Raw genomic sequence first — 19229 nt, forward strand, 5'->3', positions numbered from 1 at the left:
GTTTAGCCGAGTTAGCGAGCATGCACTCCTTTAGTTGAATAACAGCCCATTGTGATGACTTTATGAATGCGAAGTCGGCAATAGAATTGATGACCTTCGCCTGGGGGTGAAAGCTCGTAGATTTTCCAGAAAAAGCCAGCGGTTGAATGGCTCGGGGCCTAGGTCTTTGCCCAGGGGAAGACCCTGGGAGGCATTAATGGTGAAGAGCCGCACTCTTCTTATCCTGAAATGTGGGCTGCTGCTCACATTGATCATCCTCACCAATGGCGGTTTGGAGGAACGCCTGCGGGTGCTGTTGCTCGAACAGCGTCTGCTAACCTTTACAGTCTTCAGCTTGATTTGGGTCGTTTCGCTGACCGCCGTGTTGGCTGCTGCCTTCCAGCCCAGCATGGTCGTTCGACTTGTCTGGGCCGCCCCGTTGGCGATTTCGGGTGCGGTAGCCTATGGCTACTATCGGGTGCAAGGTTCGGAATTCTTCATCTTCGACGTTCTGAATTTTTGGGTAGCTCGCCATGAGGTGCAAAGAGCGTCGGAGTTCTATTCGGATGCGGTCTGGTCCTCGCTCGCCGTCTTCATGTTGGGCATCGTGGCAATTGCGATGCCCCCTGTCGTTTCGTTAGGGGTGGCACGCAAGATTCGGTACTGGTCGCCTTGGCTTCCCATGGTGCCGGTTCTCCTCATAGCAGGCGTCGTCGTTGTCAGGGACGGCAAGGGCTCGCAAGCGCTGCCCAAACAGTTCGCCCCGCTCTCGCTGGCTGCGGTCGCAGCTTACAAGGTCAACACCGGCTCGTTCGTGAAGCGACATGCCGTCTCGATGACGCCCGGAAAACCGCTCGCGCGCGCCGTGGTGGTGGTTGTCGACGAGAGCATTCGCTCAGATTTCGTGAGCCTTGAGCCTGGAAATTCGGTCACTCCGGAGCTGGCCAACCTGCGGGAGCATTGGATCGACTTCAGTCCGGCAGTATCCAGCGGCAATTGCTCCCACCTGTCGAACGCGATGCTTCGGTTTATGGCCGATCGCCGCGACCTCGTCCGCTCTGTCCACACGAGCCCGACGGGTTGGCAATACGCAAAGAAGGCCGGTTTTCGCACCGTATATATCGACGCGCAGCCCAGCTTCATCGGCGTCTATGGCAAGCTTCAAAACTACATGAGCCCCGCCGAAGCGATATTGATCGATCGATTCTACAAAATCGACAGCACATTTGCGTCGTACGCCCTAGACGACGAACTCGTCCGAATCGTGCTCGAGGAGATGAGCGCCGGGGATCGCGTTTTCATCTATGCAAACAAAAATGGCGCTCATTTCCCATACAGCGACGGATCGCCGGAAGGGCTGCTGCCCGACGAGACAGAGGCCGTCGAAGCAGATGCGGACAGCTTCGCCGCGGAACTCCAGACATATGCGAAGGCAGTGCGCTGGTCGACCGACCGGACGATGTCTCGCCTGATCCGCGAGGCGGCCTGGAGCGACGCGACCGTGATCTACACGTCGGATCACGGACAGAACTTCAGCCCTGGTCGGCTGACGCATTGCACCACCTCCCCGAATGTCGATCCGAACGAGGCCATCGTTCCATTGATGGTCGCGTCTGGGGACGCCAGCCTTCAACGCCGCTTCGAGGCGGTTGCCGCACGATACCCTGGCCACGCTACCCATTTCGCGATTGCGCCAACGCTGCTCGAGCTGATGGGGTATAAGCCATCTGACATCGCAAAGCGGTACGAAGGCTCGCTGCTTCGAGACCTTTCCTGGAAGCCTCAATTCGTATCCGATGACATCCTCGGATTGTTCTCGATACGGCCGACATGGCACGTGGTCGACCCAATGCTGCAGAAGAGGTATCGCTCGCTGGACGACTTCTATAGCGCGCACACGGGAACATCCCTCAGCTTCTGTAAGGGCAGCGTTCCCTGCAACGGTACTATCCTGCACTGAAAGCGCGGACCCCGAGCCTCGGTCAGAGGCGCGAGGGGTGCGCTCGTTCCTTTCGGTCCTTCAAGGCTGCTCGGGCTATGCTCCACAGATACCCGGAATTGACAAAGGCCCTACCTCTCTTCGCCGATACCGTAGCCCACTTGCTAAATTGACCGCGTGGGCCTGATGTCCTCTGATAAGCTGTCGGTCTCAAAGCCAGCGGGCAGGCTGTCTATCGGGAACGTGTGGCAAAGGGTTATTCTCGGGCGAGAGGCATCAATGGTCGATTGGCACCGTGTGGATGGGCAGAAAAGTTCATCCCGAACTGCTCAGCTGTTGCCTAACGCGATCACGGCGTTGGCGCTCTGCTCGGGCCTCATCTCGATTCGTTTTTCGATCGAGAAGGAATTCGATTATGCGCTGGCCGCGATCGTAGTGGCGGCCGTCCTCGACGGCCTCGACGGCAGACTCGCCCGGTTGCTTCGCGTCGCGTCACGGTTTGGAGCAGAGTTCGACAGCCTGGCCGACTTCCTCAGTTTCGGCCTAGCGCCGATCGTGCTTCTGTTCTTCTGGACCGAGGATGCGATGACGGGGCCGACAAGCTTGTGCCTGATGGCATTCGCCCTTGGCTCGGCCACGCGTCTTGCTCGCTTCAATGCACAGTCGGGACCCCGAGAGGCGACTTGGCGGAAGGCCTATTTTACCGGCATGCCTACACCCAGCGCGGCCCTGGCGGTCTTGTTGCCGGTTTCCGTGGCGATGCCGCCACCAAGCTCCGCGCAATGGATCGGCCTCTACACCCTGCTGATTGCACTGTTGATGGTGTCAAAGGTCCCGACCTTCTCGGGGAAGAAGTGGGCCATCGGGTCGTCCAGATCGGTGATGGCTGGCCTTTTCGGAACAGTCGCCGTGCTGTTGGCGATCGTAGTCCTTTATCCGCGCGAGCTCCTGGTGATCTTCACTGTTCTGTACCTGTCCTCCATCCCGATCAGCTGGATTAGTTTCCGGCACGATCAAAGGATCCATGACGGTGTTCCGGTCGATGCGCGGAAGCGTTGGATCTGAAACCGGGAGGGGGCGTCGGCGATTAGTCACGCAGAGGTTTCGCTGGGGCTTCCTTAGCCAGTTCGCCATTGACCGACTGATCCTGCGCAGCCAGCTCGGAAGGGGCAAGCGCCGAGACGATGACCTCGTCCGGTGGCCGTCTTCGCCTTCCTAGCTAGATGGGCAAGTACCGCTCGACCTGTTCTTTCCATCCTGCAGTCGGGTGACAACGACAAGCTTCCTGCAACCTCCGCAAAGCATCCGGGACAACGGGTGGAGATCCGGCCAAGCCGTACCCTAACTCCGCGACTCCACGCGAGTCGAATTCGATTCCAGCACCGCCACCATATTGGGGTCAAGGACAAGTTTTTGCTTGCCAAAATACAGTTTGGTCAGAATGGCTGCCGTAAGACGTCTTCCCGCGACTATCGGGATTTTTCTGATTGCGTTGGCGATCCCAAGGCCGAGCACCGTGACCGATTGGGCATGCATGCGGACTATCCTCAGGCCAGAACTCCTGCAAATTTGGTCCAGCTTTCCGAGGCCTATCAGGGTCCGGTGCGTCATGTCGCCATTGAAAATCGGCGCGGAGAACGGGCTGTCCCCGCTGGGAAAGCGCGCGACGATCCGCCCTCCCTCCGAGAGGGTCTTTCTGGCGTCCTTCAGCATCTCAATCAGCTCGTCCGCTTCGATGTGCTCGAACACATCGAATGCCACGACGAGATCGAACCGGCGGCCGCCTGCAACTTTGCTAATCCCCTCGCCGGAACTGAAGGCTTCAATTTTCGAGCTGCGCGCGCGCCTGACCAATTCTGTGTCGAGTTCGTTCCCCGCGTATACAAAGCCGCACTCATGGCAATACTTCGCGAAATTTGCGTTTCCGAAGCCGATCTCGAACACTGATAGGCGCTTGGTGTTGTCAATTCCGCAGCATTCCAGTTCTTTTGTGAAATACACACGGTCTTCCTCCGGAAGGCAGTAGAAGTTGTCCTGGCTCCAGGATTTCCAGCTGCGGTAAGTGTTGAAATCGGCGTCGGCCATCGCAAGCTTCCTCGGCCTCAGTGCTCGGGCACGCCAGTAGCCATTCTGACGCGTGGAGCTATTGACGGATTGAGCGCTGAGGTGATCCTGGCAACCTCATCACCCAGCGGAGGGCAGGTCGCCAAAAGGCCAGCCAGCTGGCCGGACGCCGCGCCGAGGCCCGCATCGGCCGCCTGCCCCAGCGAGCGCTCGAAGGTGAACCGGGCGGCCGGCGCGACGGCAAGAAGACCGGACGGCGACGATGCGGCGACGCGGCCGCTTCGCCGGACCGCGGCCGTCAGTTCGGACCATTTCCTACCAAGACGCCTGCGACGCAACGCTAACGTCACCAGCGCCTGGAACGGAACGATGAGCAGAGTGCTGGGGGCGGCGTCCTGTAGGCCGCCGAGGAATAGGGAGGCTGTAATTACGGGTACAGAAACGAGGATGACGATCAAGGAGCGCATGAACATGTCCCAGATCGACCCCATTGCGACCAAGCTGAAGGTGAAAAGTGACGCGACGGCGATGGCCTGCACCAGCGGGGCAGCCTCGCTCCACTGGTTACCGAGGACGATACCGATGACGGGGTACGCGAGCGCCGCGAGCATCACTGGCCGTAGCCACTCTCTGACCCGAACCACATAGGACGGCGAGCCTTCGGCAAGGCCGACAGAACATGCTGGTGCATCAACATTCCCCTGCGTTTTTGAGAGAGGGGTCTGAACACAATCTTTCGAAGGGCTGCGTTCAATGCGGCAGTCCCTGCCGATTGATGACGGCGCATTCACTTCCGTTCGAAGAACCCGCGCCAAGTTCGATCATTCTGGATTTTCGTTGGTGCCGACAGTAGATGAAGCCGGGCTGGGAGAAAACCGACGAAAATGGAGAATGGCTGGTAGGCGTCTACGCCTTTTGGCTCACGGCGAGCGCGCCAATGCCCGTATTGAAGCATGGGCGCTCCACCTAAGGGCGCGTCCCGGCCCTGGACGCTGGCCTGGTGGCAGCGGCGCAGGCGGTCAAACATTACGAGATCGCCCATTACGGCACCCTCATCGCGTGGGCGGAACAGCTCCGAAAACCCGAAGCGGTGGAACTTTTGAACGCCACGCTCGAGGGAAGAAACGGCAACAGACGAAGCGCTCTCCGCTCTTGGAGAGGCCGGTGTGAACGAACGCGCATTGCAACAAGCCGCATAACCGCCTTGGGCGGAAGGACGGTCCCGGGACCGTCCTTCATACATTGCAAACGAACTCCTCCCAGTTTGCCCGTGCCCTGCTCGCCGGCGCCCTGAAGCGGCTCGAGGACCGGTCGCGGCGGCTGGAGATCGTATGGCTTAGCCTCCGAAGGTGCTAGACAAACGCGCACGGCATACCAGAAGGGGATTTCAGAAATTGCAATGACTACAGCGGAGCGGCAGGCGCGTTTCCGCGCAGCCAGATAAGGCCAAGATCACGGAAGCCGGGCGGGCCGTCGAGGAAGCCATGCGGGAAGCAGGTGCGGCGATTCTTGGCGCGGTTGGTATCAAAGGGGTATTCAGATTGATCGCAGTTTTGCAACGGCCATCCAACCAAGCCGGTTTCGCCGCTTCCTGAGCCCGGTCACCGACTCACGCCTGTGTGCTCGCCCTACCTCAAAGGACGAGCTTGCCCGTGGGGCACGCCTAGGGTCTCCTATCGGAAGCAACAGCGCAATTGGGCTCAATCCTTCACAGATGTGTCTAATCGGGGCAAGCGACCGATGCCGAGTAGAACATTTGGTGCAGCCGTGCTTAGTGCCTCACTGTTGACACTGACCGCGGCAGCACAGGAGACGCCGCGTGGCGGTCCTGTGTTGGATTACACCCATAGCGAGCTCAGGGTGTCGGGCAATAAGCGGTATCTAGTTCACGCTGACGGCACACCGTTTTTCTACCTGAGCGACACAAACTGGAATTTTTTTCACCGCGCCAGACGGGAGGACGCCGAGCGGCTACTCGAGAAGCGGCGCCAGCAGGGGTTTACGGTCATCTCCGGGCCGGTCACCGGGATTCTTGATGCAATCCATTACAAAGATCCCCTGGGCGTTCCCAATCCCTACGGGGATCTCCCGTTCATCGACAAGGACGTGACCCGTCCAGCTGCAACTCCGGGTTCCGATCCAAATGACGCGACCCAGTACGATTATTGGGACCACGTGGATTACCTCGTGAGTTTGGCAGAATCCAAAGGCATGTTTGTCGCATTGCTTCCCGCCTGGTGGGATCACTATCGTGCCGGTTTGGTGAACAGGTCGAACGCCCGGGTCTATGGGCGCTTCCTAGGTGAGCGTTACGGGGGGCGGCGCAATATCATCTGGGTACTCGGAGGTGACACCAGCATTAGCAGTCCGGAGCGGACCGTCTACGAGCGGGGCCTCGACATCATGAGGAGCATCCGGCGGCTTCTCCGAGGCGAGTACGCCATTCACGCCGTCGAGGCTGAAACATTCCGCGAGTTGGCAGCTGGCATCAAAGAAACCGAGAGCCGTCCTCATCTCATGACCTTTCACCCCCGCACGGGGCTTAGCTCCTCACAGTGGTTTCACGACGAGCCATGGCTCGACTTCAACATGCTTCAGTCCGGCCATGAGACCTATGACCTTCCCCGGCACAAACTAATAACTGCAGACTACAATCGGATCCCAGTGAAGCCCACCATGGACGCTGAAAGTGCCTACGAGGATCAGCTGCCATACGACCATTGGGACGAGCCCCAGAAAGGCTGGTACGACGACTATGACGTCCGCCAAGCTGCGTATTGGGGGCTGTTCGCAGGCGGTCACGGGTATACCTACGGGAACCGTGGCGTCTGGCAAATGTACGAGCCAGGCAGGGAACCTTCTGACCCCGTCCGTTACTACTGGTACCACGCGATGGACCTGCCGGGAGCCTGGCACATGAAGCACCTGCGTGACCTTATGCTTTCCCGGCCGATGCTCAGCAGTGTCCCAGACCAGTCGATCGTCGAGAATGCGTATTCGGGCGGCGATCATATTCGTGCCACACGCGGAGAGGGGTATGCATTCATCTATGCTGCAACTGGGAAGACGTTCAGAGTCGATCTGGGGAGGATTGCGGGCAGCACCTTGGTGGCTTGGTGGTTCAATCCGAGGACCGGTGCTGCGAACCGAATTGGTGAGTTCCCAAACAGCGACGTGCAGCAGTTCGATCCACCGGGGGATCCGAAACGAGGAAACGACTGGGTGCTGGTGCTGGACAGCAAAGACATGGACTTTCCGGCGCCTGGAGTGGCGCTCGCCCCTAAGAAACGAGGCGAGACACAGAACACCCTGCGAATGTGGTTACAGCGGTTGTACACGCCGCCGAAAATCCCAGCGCGAGACAGCCAAGAGCGAATGACAAGCAGATATCGGTCAACGACCATCGCGGGGCCGCTCGCACGACCGCGAGTGCGTCGGATGAATTTTGACGGGGTCGTCGGTCTCAGACTTGAAATCCCCGTCGCGGACGCGTCTGCACGGGAGACAGACATGTGCGTACCGTCGGTGTTGATTATCGCGATCTCCAGACTGCAAAAAAAGCGCTTCGGCTACCCTGTTCCATTCAAATCTGCCGATTTCCGTCAAGAACAAAAACGCCCTGCCCAATGCAGATGGCGACGAATTTGGGAGGCGCCTCAACCCTGCAAAGCTGGAAGGGCGGTTAGGTGATAAGAGGTGGTGCCGGTTCTTGAGACAGGAGCATAAGGTGGATCGCCCGATGAAAAGGACGATCCAGCATGAAGACACGCAGACGGTTCACGGCCGAGTTCAAGGCCAAGGTCGCGCTTGAGGCGATCCGCGGCGAGCGGACGATTTCGGAGCTGGCCACGAAGCACCAGCTTCACCCCAACCAGATCACGCAGTGGAAACGGCAGGCCATCGAGAACCTGGCCAAGGCTTTCGACGACAAGGCGGCGGATGCGCAGGTCGGCCGGGAAGCCGAGGTGACGAAGCTGCATGCCAAGATCGGCCAACTCGTCGTCGAGCGGGATTTTTTGGCCAAAGCCTTCGATCGCTGAGCCTGGATCGGAGGAGAACGATGATTGATCCCGATCACAACCGGCTCTCGATCCGCCGCCAGTGCGAACTGGTCTCGATCTCGCGGGCGTCGTTCTATCGACAGCCGGCGGGTGAGACGCCCGAGAACCTCGAACTGATGCGTGTCATCGACGAAGCGTTCATGGAGACGCCGTGGTATGGCTCGCGCCAGATGGCGCGGCATCTGCGTCGCAGCTCTCGAAGACGCGATCGCCCGCTATGGCAAGCCCGACATCTTCAATACCGATCAGGGCTCGCAGTTCACCAGCTTCGCCTTCACGACGACACTGAAGGACGCCGGTATCGGCATCTCCATGGACGGGCGCGGCCGCTGGATGGACAATGTCTTCATCGAGCGACTGTGGCGCAGCCTCAAATACGAGTGCGTCTTCCTCAATGCCTTCGAGACGGGAAGCGAAGCCCGCAATGGCATAGGTTCCTGGATCGACTATTACAACCGGCGACGCCCACACTCGACCTTCGGCGGCAGGACACCCGACGAGGTCTATGCTACGGCGCAAATGACGGAGCGATTGGCGGCATAGAAACGAACCAGATCCACCTTAGCCAAGCCGCCAAACGGTCTCACCAGGCGGGTCCACCTCTCACCAACCAGGGCAAAGAGGGCGGTGACGGCAGGACAGAACGCAAACCAATTAACTAAACTTTTATGAAAGTCTTTGGGATGGCATGTGGTGTGCCTATAGTTATTGGCGTGTGGAGCGAAGGGGATGCCGCATGGCGCGAAACGTGAAGCTCGACGAGCACAGCCTGATAACGTCTGGTTTGGTTAGGAGGCATAGCGCAGCATCGAGCGACAGCATCGACGCCGACGAGCTTAAGGAGCGGACGGGACAACTCGCACTTGTACTGCAACTCGCTCACCAAGCTTTTGTGAGGAAGGATCCGGCAGCGTCGATAGTCGACCGTTTGGCGGGCCGACTCCACGAGCTTCGGAGGCAGACTGCTCCCGCGGTCTGGCAGCGCCTCATTCCATCAGCCCAGAAACATCCTGTCGCGGACTATTTGATGGAAGATCCGTTCACGCGCTGGTCTTTCGAAAAGCCGCGCGGGTATTCGGGCGACGCAAGGCTTTTGGACATTTACTACAAGCACAGCAGTGCCGACGAGTTGGTGGCTTCGTCATCCCCGCTTGGCCGGGAGATCTACGGCTATACCAGCGAGGCTGCCAGCTCTGCAGCCGGACGGGAGCGACGGAACATTCTGGCCAGGACCGTGGACGAAACAGCCCGCCGGCTAGAGAATGCGGAGGTGCTTGCGATTGCGTGCGGTCACCTACGCGAAGCAGAGCTCTCCGAGGCCCTCGCTACTGGGAAATTGAAGCGCTGGGTCGGCCTGGACCAGGATCCGGTTAGCGTCGGCATTGTGAATCGAGATCTGGCCGGCACCGCAGTGGAGGCTGTTGACGGCTCCGTGCGGGGCATTCTTCGCCGCGCCTATACCCTTGGCACATTTGATCTCGTCTACGCGTCGGGTCTTTACGACTACCTGCCGCGTGCCATCGGAATCCGGCTGCTTCAGAGAGCCATGGAACTGGTCAAGCCTGGTGGCGAATTCCTCTTTGCCAATTTCAGCGATGAGATTACGACTGATGGCTACATGGAGACGTTCATGGATTGGCCGCTCATCCTGCGTTCGGCTGACGATATGTGGGACATCATCAAAGCCGCAGTCGATATGAACGGCGTGGAAGCCCAAGTATTTTATGGATCGAACCGAAATATCGTTTACGGCAAGGTCCTAAAGCGAGCTTCTTAAGACGGCGGGCAGTTAAGAATTTGCAGCGGATGACCAACGCTTAAGCGTACGTCACGTTTTAGTTTTCTTGGAAGGGGGGCGCGATTTTTTGGATGATATCGAGCAATGAGCAATTGGGCCGGAACGGTGCGCTTTAGCAGTTAATCGCCAATTTTAAGAAAAAGCCGTCTGTCTCGCGCAATATTCCGTAAGAGCATCCTTATATACTCGTTTTTTGCGGGCCTGGCGCACGTGATGCCGAACGCCAGCGCCATCAGTGAAACGGGGCGTCGAATTCCCATTCAGCCGGGGGCAACGCCAGGATCAGTGCATGACCCAAACGTTGGCCGATCTGGTAACGGAAGATGTCCTTCAGGGACGGCAAGAGCCACTCTCGGGAGAACTGCGCACGCTCTATCTAAAAGAGGGCGAGGGCGCCCGCAGAAAGGCTGCCCGGCAGGGGCTTTGGCTCGCGGTAGCGGTCTATCTGCTGTTTTCCATCATCGATGTAGTGCTGATTCCGGATGTCGCGGCTTACACGATCGCCGCGCGCTTTGCGGTCAGCGCAATCGCGCTCACCACCCTCGAAATCCAGTTTCGCATGGGTTTCAAAACGGAATGGCTCGATCTTACCTGCGCGGCCGCACTGGTCTCAGGCTACGTGGTCTGGTTGGTTCCGGCAATTATGACAGACTACGTCCAGAACTTCTCCTACTTCATGATTTTCGGTTCCATTTTCATGATGGGCGCAAATCTGTTCTTTCGATTCCAGTTTCTCCTTTCGGTCATATCATCTGGTATAATCCTCGCCGCTTTCTTCGTCGCTTTGTATTTGTTTCCGGCGAACGGGTCTTACCAAATCGCCCTTGGGACATTTTACGTTTCGTGTTTCACGTTTACCTCCTACGTGAACTGGAGGTTGAACGAGGAGCGCTACAACGTCTTCCTGAATGCCCTCGAAGCCAAAATCCAGCACAAGGAGGCCACTGAGCGTGGGCAGGCCTTGTTGAGTCTGTCGAGAACCGATCCGCTCACAGGTCTGCAGAATCGGCGCGCCATTGACGAGAAGCTGCGGGATTTCTGGAGTGACTGGCAAAGGTCCGGCAAAAGTTTCGTGGCGATCCTCATCGACGTGGATTTCTTCAAAAAGTTCAATGACTGTTACGGCCATCAAGAAGGCGACCGTTGCCTGATCCTTGTCGCCAATGCCCTTGGCGACATGATTAAGCAGTATAACGGCTCAATCGGCCGCTACGGCGGTGAGGAATTCATTGTCCTGGCTCGCATGGAAAAAAGAGAACAGGTGGCGGAGTTTGCGGAAGCCATTCGCCGCACGGTGGAGAACCTCGCACTTACCCACGAGCAGCGGAGAGACGGTATCTCGATTGTGACAGTGAGCGTTGGCGCCGCATTCACCAGAACGCAGACTGGAGCCAAGCTGGAGAAGATCATCCACGAGGCTGATCGCGCGCTTTATCTAGCAAAAGCAGGTGGTCGAAATTGTGCTCGGCTGTTCGATCCGGACGATCCCCAGAGCAGCGACGAGAGTGAGAATATTGCGGCTTTGCTGAAGATCGCGATTGGCCAGCATCTCGTTTCACTGGTTTATCAGCCTATCCAGAATGTCGCGTCGGACCAAGTCGAAGCTGTCGAGGCTCTGATGCGCCTCAGAATGCTGGACGGCACATCGGTGCCGCCCAGCCTATTCATCCCCGTCGCGGAACGAACTGGCGCGATCCTGGAACTCGGGCGCTGGGCGATAAGGACCGTGTGCGGTGAGCTCTTGGCAGACGACCACGTCGGTGTCGTCAGCGTCAACGTCTCTCCAATTCAGCTTAAGACACCCGGCTTTGCAACGTCCGTTGCGGCCATCTTGGGCGAGACTGGCGTAGCCGGCAGCAGGCTGGCCTTCGAAATCACCGAAGGTCTCGAGATGGAGATGCATTCGGACATTCTTCGCTGCATCAGCGACCTAAAGCTACTAGGGATCAGGATTTGGCTTGACGACTTCGGAACGGGCTTCGCGGGTCTTTCATGGCTTCGTCTAATCGATTTCGATACGGTGAAGATCGACCGCTCTTTTCTTCACGATTGTGGCTCCGCCCGGGGCAAGGCGATGCTCCAGGACATTATTGCCCTGGTCCGAAATCGCGGCCACAAAATCTTGGTCGAAGGCGTGGAAACCGGCGAGCAGATGGCGCTTATGCGAGAATTCGGCATAGACAAAGTCCAAGGTTTTTATGTCGGTCGCCCTGCTTCCGCCGGGAGTTTCCGGACGAAACCGGCCATTCATAAAAGCAAAATTGCTGTCCTGAAATTAGCGTGATAGCGGCGCCGAGTGCAGTTGGCCAGGATGAAGACCGTCACAACTTGCGAGCTGTGGAGCCTTTCAATAGGTTGAACAACTCGGGCGGGTTATGAGACCATCCGGATTCAGCCGACATCGAGGAGGACCATTTCTTTCGGCCGGGTGTCCCCGATTATTCTTTCTTGTCTACGAGCGCTTTGGAGCGCCGCAAGGTCGTGTAGCATAAGTCTGCTGCCGCGCTTTTCCTCTTGGCCAAGCGCTCATTTGGCGCGAGACCGCCTCTCTGTGCGTGTGATCGTCGCCGCCAGCTCGGAGCGCGTCGCGGCCGGGCTTACGAGAACCTCGCGCGATGTCCTCCACCCGGTGCAGAAGTTCAACGATCAGCCGTTTGCTCGCCACCAGAGTGCTGAATTCGTAGACCTTGCCGGCCATGCGCCGTAGTCCAGCCGACGAATGCTCGAGAAGCAGCCAGGCGAAAAGTCGGACGGTGATCAAGATGTCCCGGAACGTTGCCCAGGGGCGTCGCGCCGCGCGTTGCGGCAAGCGCTACGACGCTGGCCGAGCGAGCCTTTCCGTCGATGCCGGCAAATTCAGCAAAAATGTTACCCGGCTGCGATGTCGTGATACGCAATCTCTCTGCCGTCCGGCGACACAATGTGACGCGCGGCGCCCTTGCAGCAGGAAGAAGACATCGCGACCACGATCACCGTGAGCGATGATCAGCCCGTTGTGCCGAGGGCACCGTTCATCCCATCGCTTGGCCGGCGTGGCAAGGACCGCATCACGCATCTCGACAGAAAGGCCGAATGGGCTGTCACGACCGTAGGTCTCTTGTTAATCAAGTGTACTTCGCCTGGCTTTACACTCACCTTGGGAGGGCCGGCACCGGGGGTTGATTTTCGCCAATATCTTCAAATGTGCGAAATCTCACAGACGAATTGGCATGGTTATCATCTCATAAGCCGTCTGTAACGTTAAGGCCCCTTGGATCCAAGCTGGCAAAGGGAATAGTCGTGGATCTCTTGACTCCCTTGACAAAAGCTCGCATCAGCGCTCCGGGAGTTCATCGCGCCACGCTACCGGCCGGAGCTTCACTATAGGCCTGGCCCAGGGCCGGCCACCAGCGCACGCGCTTCCCGAAATAAGCATTCTTTTACACCTTGATCAAAGGCATATTATGATGTGCTGATATAGGTGCGGGCTCGTGCTTCGAAGGTTCTCAGGACCTCGTCATGACAGTTGAGGTTGACCGGATAGCGCAAAGGATTGCCAACAGCCGCCACACCGACGGCTACAAGCTCTGGCGGACCCAAAAAGACCTCGATACCGAACTTTACCAACTGGCGTCTGCAAGGCAGCCGATCCCGCTCGAACTTGCCAGGATGCGGGCTATCATCTCCAAGGCCCGGGCAATTAGAAACTCAGCAGCCTATCGGCCGATCGAAGAAATCCACGCCAATAGGGCGTGTGTCCTCATAGGCGGCTTTGATCCCTACGATTTCGTCAACCATTACAGAGCGCTTGGCGGAAGGCGGGAGGCGACCAAATTGGGGGGCGCTGTCATTGTGCGGGCCTGGAACGAGGACACCCCCGAAGCAGCCTCGCTCTGGAATGAAACAATGGCAAGGCTTAACATCCGCCGTCGACGTGAGGTAGCCACCTGCTTGCTCGAAAGAGGACGTCTATGACGCAATTGGGACCAGCGCGGCACTCCGCAATGTAGGGGAACTGCAAGATCTCCACGATGACGTCCGGCTGCCGTCGGAGGCCCATCTGTTCCATCAAGCGGTTGCCGATTTGTCTTGCAAGGTCCTGAGACGTCACCCCCGTCGCCCGGAAGTCACCGACGAATGGCTGGGAGAGCGAACCTTCCGCACCGACAATGAACTCCTGGTTGAGCGCTGTCCATTCGAAGTTGACGTCGCGGAAACCCGCCACTCGTAAATATTTGAGGCGCAGCTTCTCTTGCGTCCGAGCAGATATTCCCCGGCGGATGATGCCACCGGGACCCCGGCGGCCAGAGCGAGGCCTTGATAAACCACTCTATCAGCAATTTGCGAGTGACAGTCCTTTGGAGCTGTCAGCCGTTAAATTTCAGGATGTACTCGGCTCGATCCGGACCCATCAGGCGGGTACGTGACAGCAAGAAGGTTGTCGCGCAGCCTGCGAACGCCATGGATATACGATTCTGAACAAGGGCTGGGCACAAAGTTTGCCGCGACGTTACCGGATTGAGCCGTTGCCGCAAGTCGGGTCAACGGCCGATGGGCATACTGCTTTGGGGTAAGCCCAAGGGGCAATGGCGACTAGTTTTCGGTAGGAGGCCCACCTGCCGGCATCGGCTACTTATCCACATGGTCATCTATTTTCGCTTGGCCTCGCATGAAACTGTTGATGAAGGAAATCTGCTCGTTCTGTTGAATTCGGGTTTGGATCGCGCACGGCGGTCTTCACCTCTGTCGCGTGGGACCTGGAATCTCACCAACGAGAGAAATGAAATCTGGCTGAGGTATCGCAATGCTTGCGGGTAATATGGCCTACGTGCTCCCCAAGGAGCTTACAAAGGAGTATCTCGCGGCCGTCGGCGCGGCACTGGCGCGGGTCGACACCGACGCCGTCCAGCAGGCCACGCAGATGCTGCGTGGGGCCCGCGACGCGGGCGCCACAATCTTCATCGCCGGCAATGGCGGCAGCGCTGCAACCGCGTCTCACTGGGTCAATGATCTTGGCAAAGCCACCAAACGTTCCGGCAGGCACCCGATCCGTGTAATGAGCCTGACCGATAACGTTTCCTGGTTGACTGCGCTGGGCAATGACGAGGGCTATGAGCGCATCTTTGCCGGGCAGATGGAGAATTTCGCCAAGCCGGGCGACCTGCTGATCGTGATCTCGGCCAGCGGGAACTCCCTCAATCTTGTGCGGGCAGTCGACCTCGCCCGAGACCGGAAGGTCGCCAGCATCGGGCTGCTCGGCTTTGACGGCGGCGTCCTGAAAGAACTCGTCGACCAGCCGGTATGGGTTCGGTCGGAAAAGGGCGCGTACGAGCTGGTCGAGGATGTCCACTCCGCAATCTGCCATGCCATCACCCGATGCCTCGTGGCCGATCGACCGGAGCACAGCCAATGAACATACGGCTGGCGCCGTCTGCGCCCGCGGCGGAAGAACTGCCGTTGGCCGTTATCGAAGGGCGGACGTATCGCCGGCCGCGCCAGGCGGTTATTTTGGCCGGGGGACGCGGCACGCGCATGCGGCCCGTCACTCTTGACCGCCCTAAACCGATGGTACCCGTGCTCGGCCGACCCTTTCTGGAATACCAGATCGAGCAGCTGCGGCAGGAGGGCTTTGAAAAGGTTCTGCTGCTTCTCGGCTATCTGCCCGATGTGGTTATGAACCACTTCGGCGAAGGAAGCAGGTTCGGCATCAAGATCGAGTATGCAGTTACCGGACCCGACGATCTTACCAGCAGCCGGGTTTCAAATGCGCGCCATCTCATTGAGCCGTGCTTCCTGCTGCTCTATTGCGATAATTACTGGCCGATGCGGATGCACCGCCTTTGGCAGCGGTTCCGCGCGGCCGGCAAGCCGGGAATGATAACTGTCTACGCCAACAAGGATCGCTACTCTCGCGGCAACGTGATCCTCGATGCCAATGACAATGTCGCCGTTTTCGACCGGCTACGCACTACACCTGGGCTTGAGGGGGTCGAAATCAGCTACGCCATCTTGACCGATCTTGCGCTTGAACTCCTGCCGGACAGCGAGACTCTGTTTGAGGAGGCTATATATACACCGCTAACCATGCAACGCCGGCTGGCAGCCTATGTCAGCGAGCACCGCTACTACAGCGTGGGCTCGATACAACGTCTTCCCGCGACCGAACGCTTCATGAAACGCGAGAAGACGATCCTGGTGGATCGGGACGGGGTTCTGAACCGCAAGCCGCCGCGGGCGCAATATGTGTGTTCGTGGGACCAATGGGAATGGCTCGAAGGTGCAAAGGAAGCCTTGGCCATGCTGAACAAGGCCGGCTACCGCGTGATCGTGATCTCGAATCAAGCGGGAATCGCGCGCGGTGCAGTGACCGCGGCGGACCTCGAATCCATTCATCAGCGTATGTGCGCCGAAGCGGGCGCCGCCGGCGGCAAGATCACAGCCATCTATCATTGCCCGCATGGATGGGACGACGGATGCGCCTGCCGAAAACCCAAACCGGGGATGCTGTATGAGGCGCAGCGGGACTTCGATCTCGATCTGACACGCACACTCTTCATTGGTGATGATGAACGTGATCACCAGGCGGCCGACGCAGCCGACTGCCTCTACGCGTACGTGAGCGATCAGTGCTCGCTTCTCGACCTTACCCGTCAACTCCTAAAACAAGGGCATCGGCAGACATGACTGAATCAGCACGCATTCTCGTCACCGGGCACAATGGTTACCTCGGTTCCGTGATGGTACCTGTGCTGCGATGCGCGGGCTACGACGTTGTCGGGCTGGATACGGGATACTTCAGGGCGTGCACCCTTGGAACGCACACCACCAGTGTGCCCGAGATTTCCAACGACCTACGCGCGTTAGAACCGTCGGACCTCGCAGGCTTCGAAGCCGTAATTCATCTGGCCGCCTTGTCTAACGACCCAATTGGCAATCTGAACCCGAATTGGACGAGAGAGATCAATGCTGAAGGCACGCTTCGCCTGGCGGAGATGGCCAAGGCGGCCGGCGTGCGGCGGTTTCTGTTCTCCTCATCCTGCATCATGTACGGGATGTCGGAAGCAGCAGTCGTCGACGAAACCGCTCCACTCGCCCCACAGACTGAGTACGCCAGGTCGAAGGTTGTCGCCGAAGAAGCGCTTCGCGCACTGGCCGACGACCGATTTTCGCCGGTCTACTGCCGCAACGGGACCGTCTACGGGTTTTCGCCGCGCATGCGCTTCGACACCGTTTTGAACACCTTCATGGGGAGCGCCTTCACCACTGGGCGCGTTGAAGTTCACAGCGACGGCACACCCTGGCGCCCCGTGGTCCACGTCCAGGACGTTGCTCGATATTTCAGGTTGATGCTGGAGGCGCCGCTCGTGGACGTGCACAATGAGGCATTCAACATGGGTGTTGACAGCCTCAACCTTCGAGTTCGCGAGATAGCAGAGATCGCTGCGGAGACAGTGCCCGGCGCGCAACTTTTGATGATGCCGCAGCCCGGCGCTGACCAGCGGACGTACCGGGCCGATTTCAGCAAGTTCTCCCGAACTTTTCCCAATTTTGAGTTCCAGTGGACGGCACAAAAGGGAGCGCAAGAACTCTACGATACCTTCTGCTCGATAGCGTTGACGCACGAGAACTTCACAGACAAGCGCTTCACGCGTCTGCGGTGGCTCAATCATCTCCTCGAGACGGGCGCACTCGACAACGGCCTGCGTTGGCAAATCGAACAGCGACACGTGGCTTGATCCGTAAGCATGGCAGGGTAAACAACATGGAACAGCTCCTCGACGCTCCAACAAGGCCCGACCGTGATACGGAACTGGCCAGTCCGGCCATCATGGGTCGAAAGGAACGGCGTTTGCCGTCACTCGTCATGACCCGTACCCCCTCCGTGTCAGTTTTGCAGGAGGCGGCACCGACCTTCCGGATTTCTTCAACCTCGACTGTGGTGCGGTGTTCAGCGCCGCTGTGGACAAGTATATCTACGTGACGGTGAAGCGCCACAGCGAGATCTTCAACGAACCCATCCGCCTGAATTACTCCCAAACGGAGCAGGTAACCACGATAGACGAAATCCAGAACAATATCGCACGTGAGTGCCTGCGTTTCATGGAGATCGAACCGCCGATTTACATTTCTACTGTAGGCGATATGCCGGCTTCCACAGGTATGGGCGGCTCGAGCTCGTTCACCGTCGGGCTACTCAATGCCTTGCACGCTTTTCGAGGGGAGCGTGTCACACCTGGTCAGCTGGCCGACGAGGCCTGTTACATCGAGATGGACATCCTGAAGGAACCCATCGGCAAGCAGGACCAGTATGCCGCCGCGTTTGGTGGCCTTAACCTGTTCCGCTTCCAGCCGGGAGGTGCCGTGACGGTCGAGCCGCAGCGCGTGCGCAACGGAGCCGTCGAGCATCTGTTCGACAAGCTGATGATGTTTTGGACATCGCATCAGCGGCCCGCGAGTTCCGTGCTGGTCGAGCAGAAGGCGAAAACGTCAAGCAATCTCGATACGCTGCGGCGCATGCGCGACGACGCCTTCCTGCTTCAGGAGGTCTTTTCGGAAGCCGTCATCGATATTGAACGTTTCGGCGCCATTCTCCACAGCGGGTGGGAACTGAAACGGCGGTTGGCGTCCCGTGTAAGTAATGAGGAAATCAACCGCCATTACGACCTTGCCATGCAGGCGGGGGCGGAGGGCGGCAAGCTATGCGGCGCCGGCGGCGGTGGATTTTTGATGTTCGCAGTCAAGCCGGAACGACGGGAGAGAGTGAAGCGTGCACTTTCGCATCTAGCCTATGTGCCTATCGGCTACGAAGTGCACGGTTCGCACTTGCTGCACTCCGTCCAAGTCTAGCGTGGGTGCACCTGCGATGCTCTTCACGACGACCGATATTCCCGGCGCGGCGCTGGTGGACCTGCAAAAATTCGAGGATGACCGGGGCTTCTTCGCACGGGGTTGGTGCGCGCGCGAATTCGCCGAGCAGGGATTTCCACACCAGATTGTGCAGATGAATATCTCCTACAACCTTCGTAAACACACGCTGCGAGGCTTCCACTACCAGCTTGCTCCATTTGGCGAGGACAAGCTCCTCCGGTGCATCCGAGGAAGCATCTTCGATGTTCTGATCGATCTGCGGCCCGAATCGCCCGCCTACAAGCGGTATCTCACTGTGGAACTTTCAGCGGCAAACGGGCGGATGCTGGTGATACCAAAGGGCTGCGCTAACGCGTTTCTCACGATGGAAGATGAAACCGAGGCCACCTACCTCGTGTCCCAGTTCTACACACCGGCAGCCGAACGCGGCGTGCGCTGGGATGATCCGACCTTCGCAGTCAAGTGGCCGGTGCCTGCGCCGGCGGTGATCTCTGAAAAAGACCGGAGTTGGCCGGACTTCCTTGAATAATCAGCCAAAACC

14 protein-coding genes and 2 pseudogenes are annotated in these 19229 nt (G+C 58.5%); 13 read left to right on the forward strand and 3 right to left on the reverse strand.

Annotated features, from left to right (window positions below; all coding sequences use genetic code 11):
* The first annotated feature begins 196 nt into the window (after nt 1–196).
* On the forward strand, nt 197–1939 hold the full coding sequence (locus ABVK50_RS32750) for a sulfatase-like hydrolase/transferase (RefSeq protein ID WP_353646466.1): 1743 nt from the start codon (nt 197–199) through the stop codon (nt 1937–1939).
* Nucleotides 1940–2197: 258 nt separating this feature from the next.
* Nucleotides 2198–2983, forward strand: coding sequence for a phosphatidylcholine/phosphatidylserine synthase (locus ABVK50_RS32755; RefSeq protein WP_353646467.1), 786 nt, complete (start codon nt 2198–2200; stop codon nt 2981–2983).
* A gap of 276 nt (nt 2984–3259) precedes the next feature.
* On the opposite strand, the gene ABVK50_RS32760 is transcribed toward ABVK50_RS32755, so the two are convergent.
* Together ABVK50_RS32760 and ABVK50_RS32765 are read right to left on the reverse strand one after the other, a co-directional pair.
* Nucleotides 3260–4003 (reverse strand): methyltransferase domain-containing protein, encoded by a 744-nt coding sequence (locus ABVK50_RS32760; protein ID WP_353646468.1) that lies wholly within the window; start codon nt 4001–4003, stop codon nt 3260–3262.
* Nucleotides 4004–4020: 17 nt separating this feature from the next.
* Entirely contained in the window at nt 4021–4593 is a 573-nt protein-coding gene (locus ABVK50_RS32765; protein ID WP_353646469.1) for a hypothetical protein, read from the reverse strand.
* 368 nt (nt 4594–4961) lie between these two features.
* On the opposite strand from ABVK50_RS32765, the pseudogene ABVK50_RS32770 reads away from it, so the two are divergent.
* The 6 genes and pseudogenes from ABVK50_RS32770 to ABVK50_RS32795 form a co-directional block, all read left to right on the forward strand.
* A pseudogene (locus ABVK50_RS32770) lies at nt 4962–5181 on the forward strand (DUF892 family protein); the annotation flags it as partial.
* 586 nt (nt 5182–5767) lie between these two features.
* Complete coding sequence (locus ABVK50_RS32775) at nt 5768–7672, forward strand: glycoside hydrolase family 140 protein (RefSeq protein ID WP_353646470.1); 1905 nt, start codon at nt 5768–5770, stop codon at nt 7670–7672.
* Between the two features lie 68 nt (nt 7673–7740).
* Nucleotides 7741–8586, forward strand: a pseudogene (locus tag ABVK50_RS32780) (integrase core domain-containing protein).
* Nucleotides 8587–8779: 193 nt separating this feature from the next.
* Nucleotides 8780–9820 carry a class I SAM-dependent methyltransferase gene (locus ABVK50_RS32785; RefSeq protein WP_353646471.1) on the forward strand — a complete coding sequence of 347 codons (1041 nt, stop codon included), beginning with the start codon at nt 8780–8782 and terminating at the stop codon, nt 9818–9820.
* A gap of 310 nt (nt 9821–10130) precedes the next feature.
* Complete coding sequence (locus tag ABVK50_RS32790) at nt 10131–12125, forward strand: GGDEF and EAL domain-containing protein (protein ID WP_353646472.1); 1995 nt, start codon at nt 10131–10133, stop codon at nt 12123–12125.
* A gap of 1214 nt (nt 12126–13339) precedes the next feature.
* Nucleotides 13340–13795, forward strand: coding sequence for a hypothetical protein (locus ABVK50_RS32795; RefSeq protein ID WP_353646941.1), 456 nt, complete (start codon nt 13340–13342; stop codon nt 13793–13795).
* Here ABVK50_RS32795 and ABVK50_RS32800 read toward each other — a convergent pair.
* A complete protein-coding gene (locus tag ABVK50_RS32800; RefSeq protein WP_353646473.1) occupies nt 13737–14045 on the reverse strand; it encodes a polysaccharide biosynthesis/export family protein in 309 nt (102 codons plus the stop codon). The two genes, ABVK50_RS32795 and ABVK50_RS32800, sit on opposite strands and share 59 nt — an antisense overlap.
* 579 nt (nt 14046–14624) lie before the next feature.
* On the opposite strand from ABVK50_RS32800, the gene ABVK50_RS32805 reads away from it, so the two are divergent.
* The 5 genes from ABVK50_RS32805 to rfbC all read left to right on the forward strand — a co-directional run bounded on the left by ABVK50_RS32805 (nt 14625) and on the right by rfbC (nt 19217).
* Entirely contained in the window at nt 14625–15233 is a 609-nt protein-coding gene (locus ABVK50_RS32805) for an SIS domain-containing protein (protein ID WP_353646474.1), read from the forward strand.
* Complete coding sequence (locus ABVK50_RS32810) at nt 15230–16504, forward strand: HAD-IIIA family hydrolase (RefSeq protein WP_353646475.1); 1275 nt, start codon at nt 15230–15232, stop codon at nt 16502–16504. The genes ABVK50_RS32805 and ABVK50_RS32810 overlap by 4 nt, the downstream gene beginning before the upstream one ends.
* On the forward strand, nt 16501–17556 hold the full coding sequence (locus ABVK50_RS32815; RefSeq protein ID WP_353646476.1) for an SDR family oxidoreductase: 1056 nt from the start codon (nt 16501–16503) through the stop codon (nt 17554–17556). Before ABVK50_RS32810 ends, ABVK50_RS32815 begins: the two co-directional genes overlap by 4 nt.
* Nucleotides 17557–17779: 223 nt before the next feature.
* Nucleotides 17780–18667, forward strand: coding sequence for a GHMP kinase (locus ABVK50_RS32820; protein ID WP_353647073.1), 888 nt, complete (start codon nt 17780–17782; stop codon nt 18665–18667).
* Between the two features lie 16 nt (nt 18668–18683).
* Nucleotides 18684–19217, forward strand: coding sequence for a dTDP-4-dehydrorhamnose 3,5-epimerase (gene rfbC, locus ABVK50_RS32825; RefSeq protein WP_353646478.1), 534 nt, complete (start codon nt 18684–18686; stop codon nt 19215–19217).
* The last annotated feature ends 12 nt before the right edge of the window (nt 19218–19229 follow it).

The sequence above is a fragment of the Mesorhizobium sp. WSM2240 genome, from assembly GCF_040438645.1.
Taxonomy (GTDB): domain Bacteria; phylum Pseudomonadota; class Alphaproteobacteria; order Rhizobiales; family Rhizobiaceae; genus Allomesorhizobium.

Excerpts from the sequence above, each read along its gene's own strand:
- ABVK50_RS32750 (WP_353646466.1), top strand. The coding sequence starts at position 197 with ATGGTGAAGAGCCGCACTCTTCTTATCCTGAAATGTGGGCTGCTGCTC.
- ABVK50_RS32755 (WP_353646467.1), top strand. The coding sequence starts at position 2,198 with ATGGTCGATTGGCACCGTGTGGATGGGCAGAAAAGTTCATCCCGAACT.
- ABVK50_RS32760 (WP_353646468.1), bottom strand. The coding sequence starts at position 4,003 with ATGGCCGACGCCGATTTCAACACTTACCGCAGCTGGAAATCCTGGAGC.
- ABVK50_RS32765 (WP_353646469.1), bottom strand. The coding sequence starts at position 4,593 with ATGCTCGCGGCGCTCGCGTACCCCGTCATCGGTATCGTCCTCGGTAAC.
- ABVK50_RS32785 (WP_353646471.1), top strand. The coding sequence starts at position 8,780 with ATGGCGCGAAACGTGAAGCTCGACGAGCACAGCCTGATAACGTCTGGT.
- ABVK50_RS32790 (WP_353646472.1), top strand. The coding sequence starts at position 10,131 with ATGACCCAAACGTTGGCCGATCTGGTAACGGAAGATGTCCTTCAGGGA.
- ABVK50_RS32795 (WP_353646941.1), top strand. The coding sequence starts at position 13,340 with ATGACAGTTGAGGTTGACCGGATAGCGCAAAGGATTGCCAACAGCCGC.
- ABVK50_RS32805 (WP_353646474.1), top strand. The coding sequence starts at position 14,625 with ATGCTTGCGGGTAATATGGCCTACGTGCTCCCCAAGGAGCTTACAAAG.
- ABVK50_RS32810 (WP_353646475.1), top strand. The coding sequence starts at position 15,230 with ATGAACATACGGCTGGCGCCGTCTGCGCCCGCGGCGGAAGAACTGCCG.
- ABVK50_RS32815 (WP_353646476.1), top strand. The coding sequence starts at position 16,501 with ATGACTGAATCAGCACGCATTCTCGTCACCGGGCACAATGGTTACCTC.
- rfbC (WP_353646478.1), top strand. The coding sequence starts at position 18,684 with ATGCTCTTCACGACGACCGATATTCCCGGCGCGGCGCTGGTGGACCTG.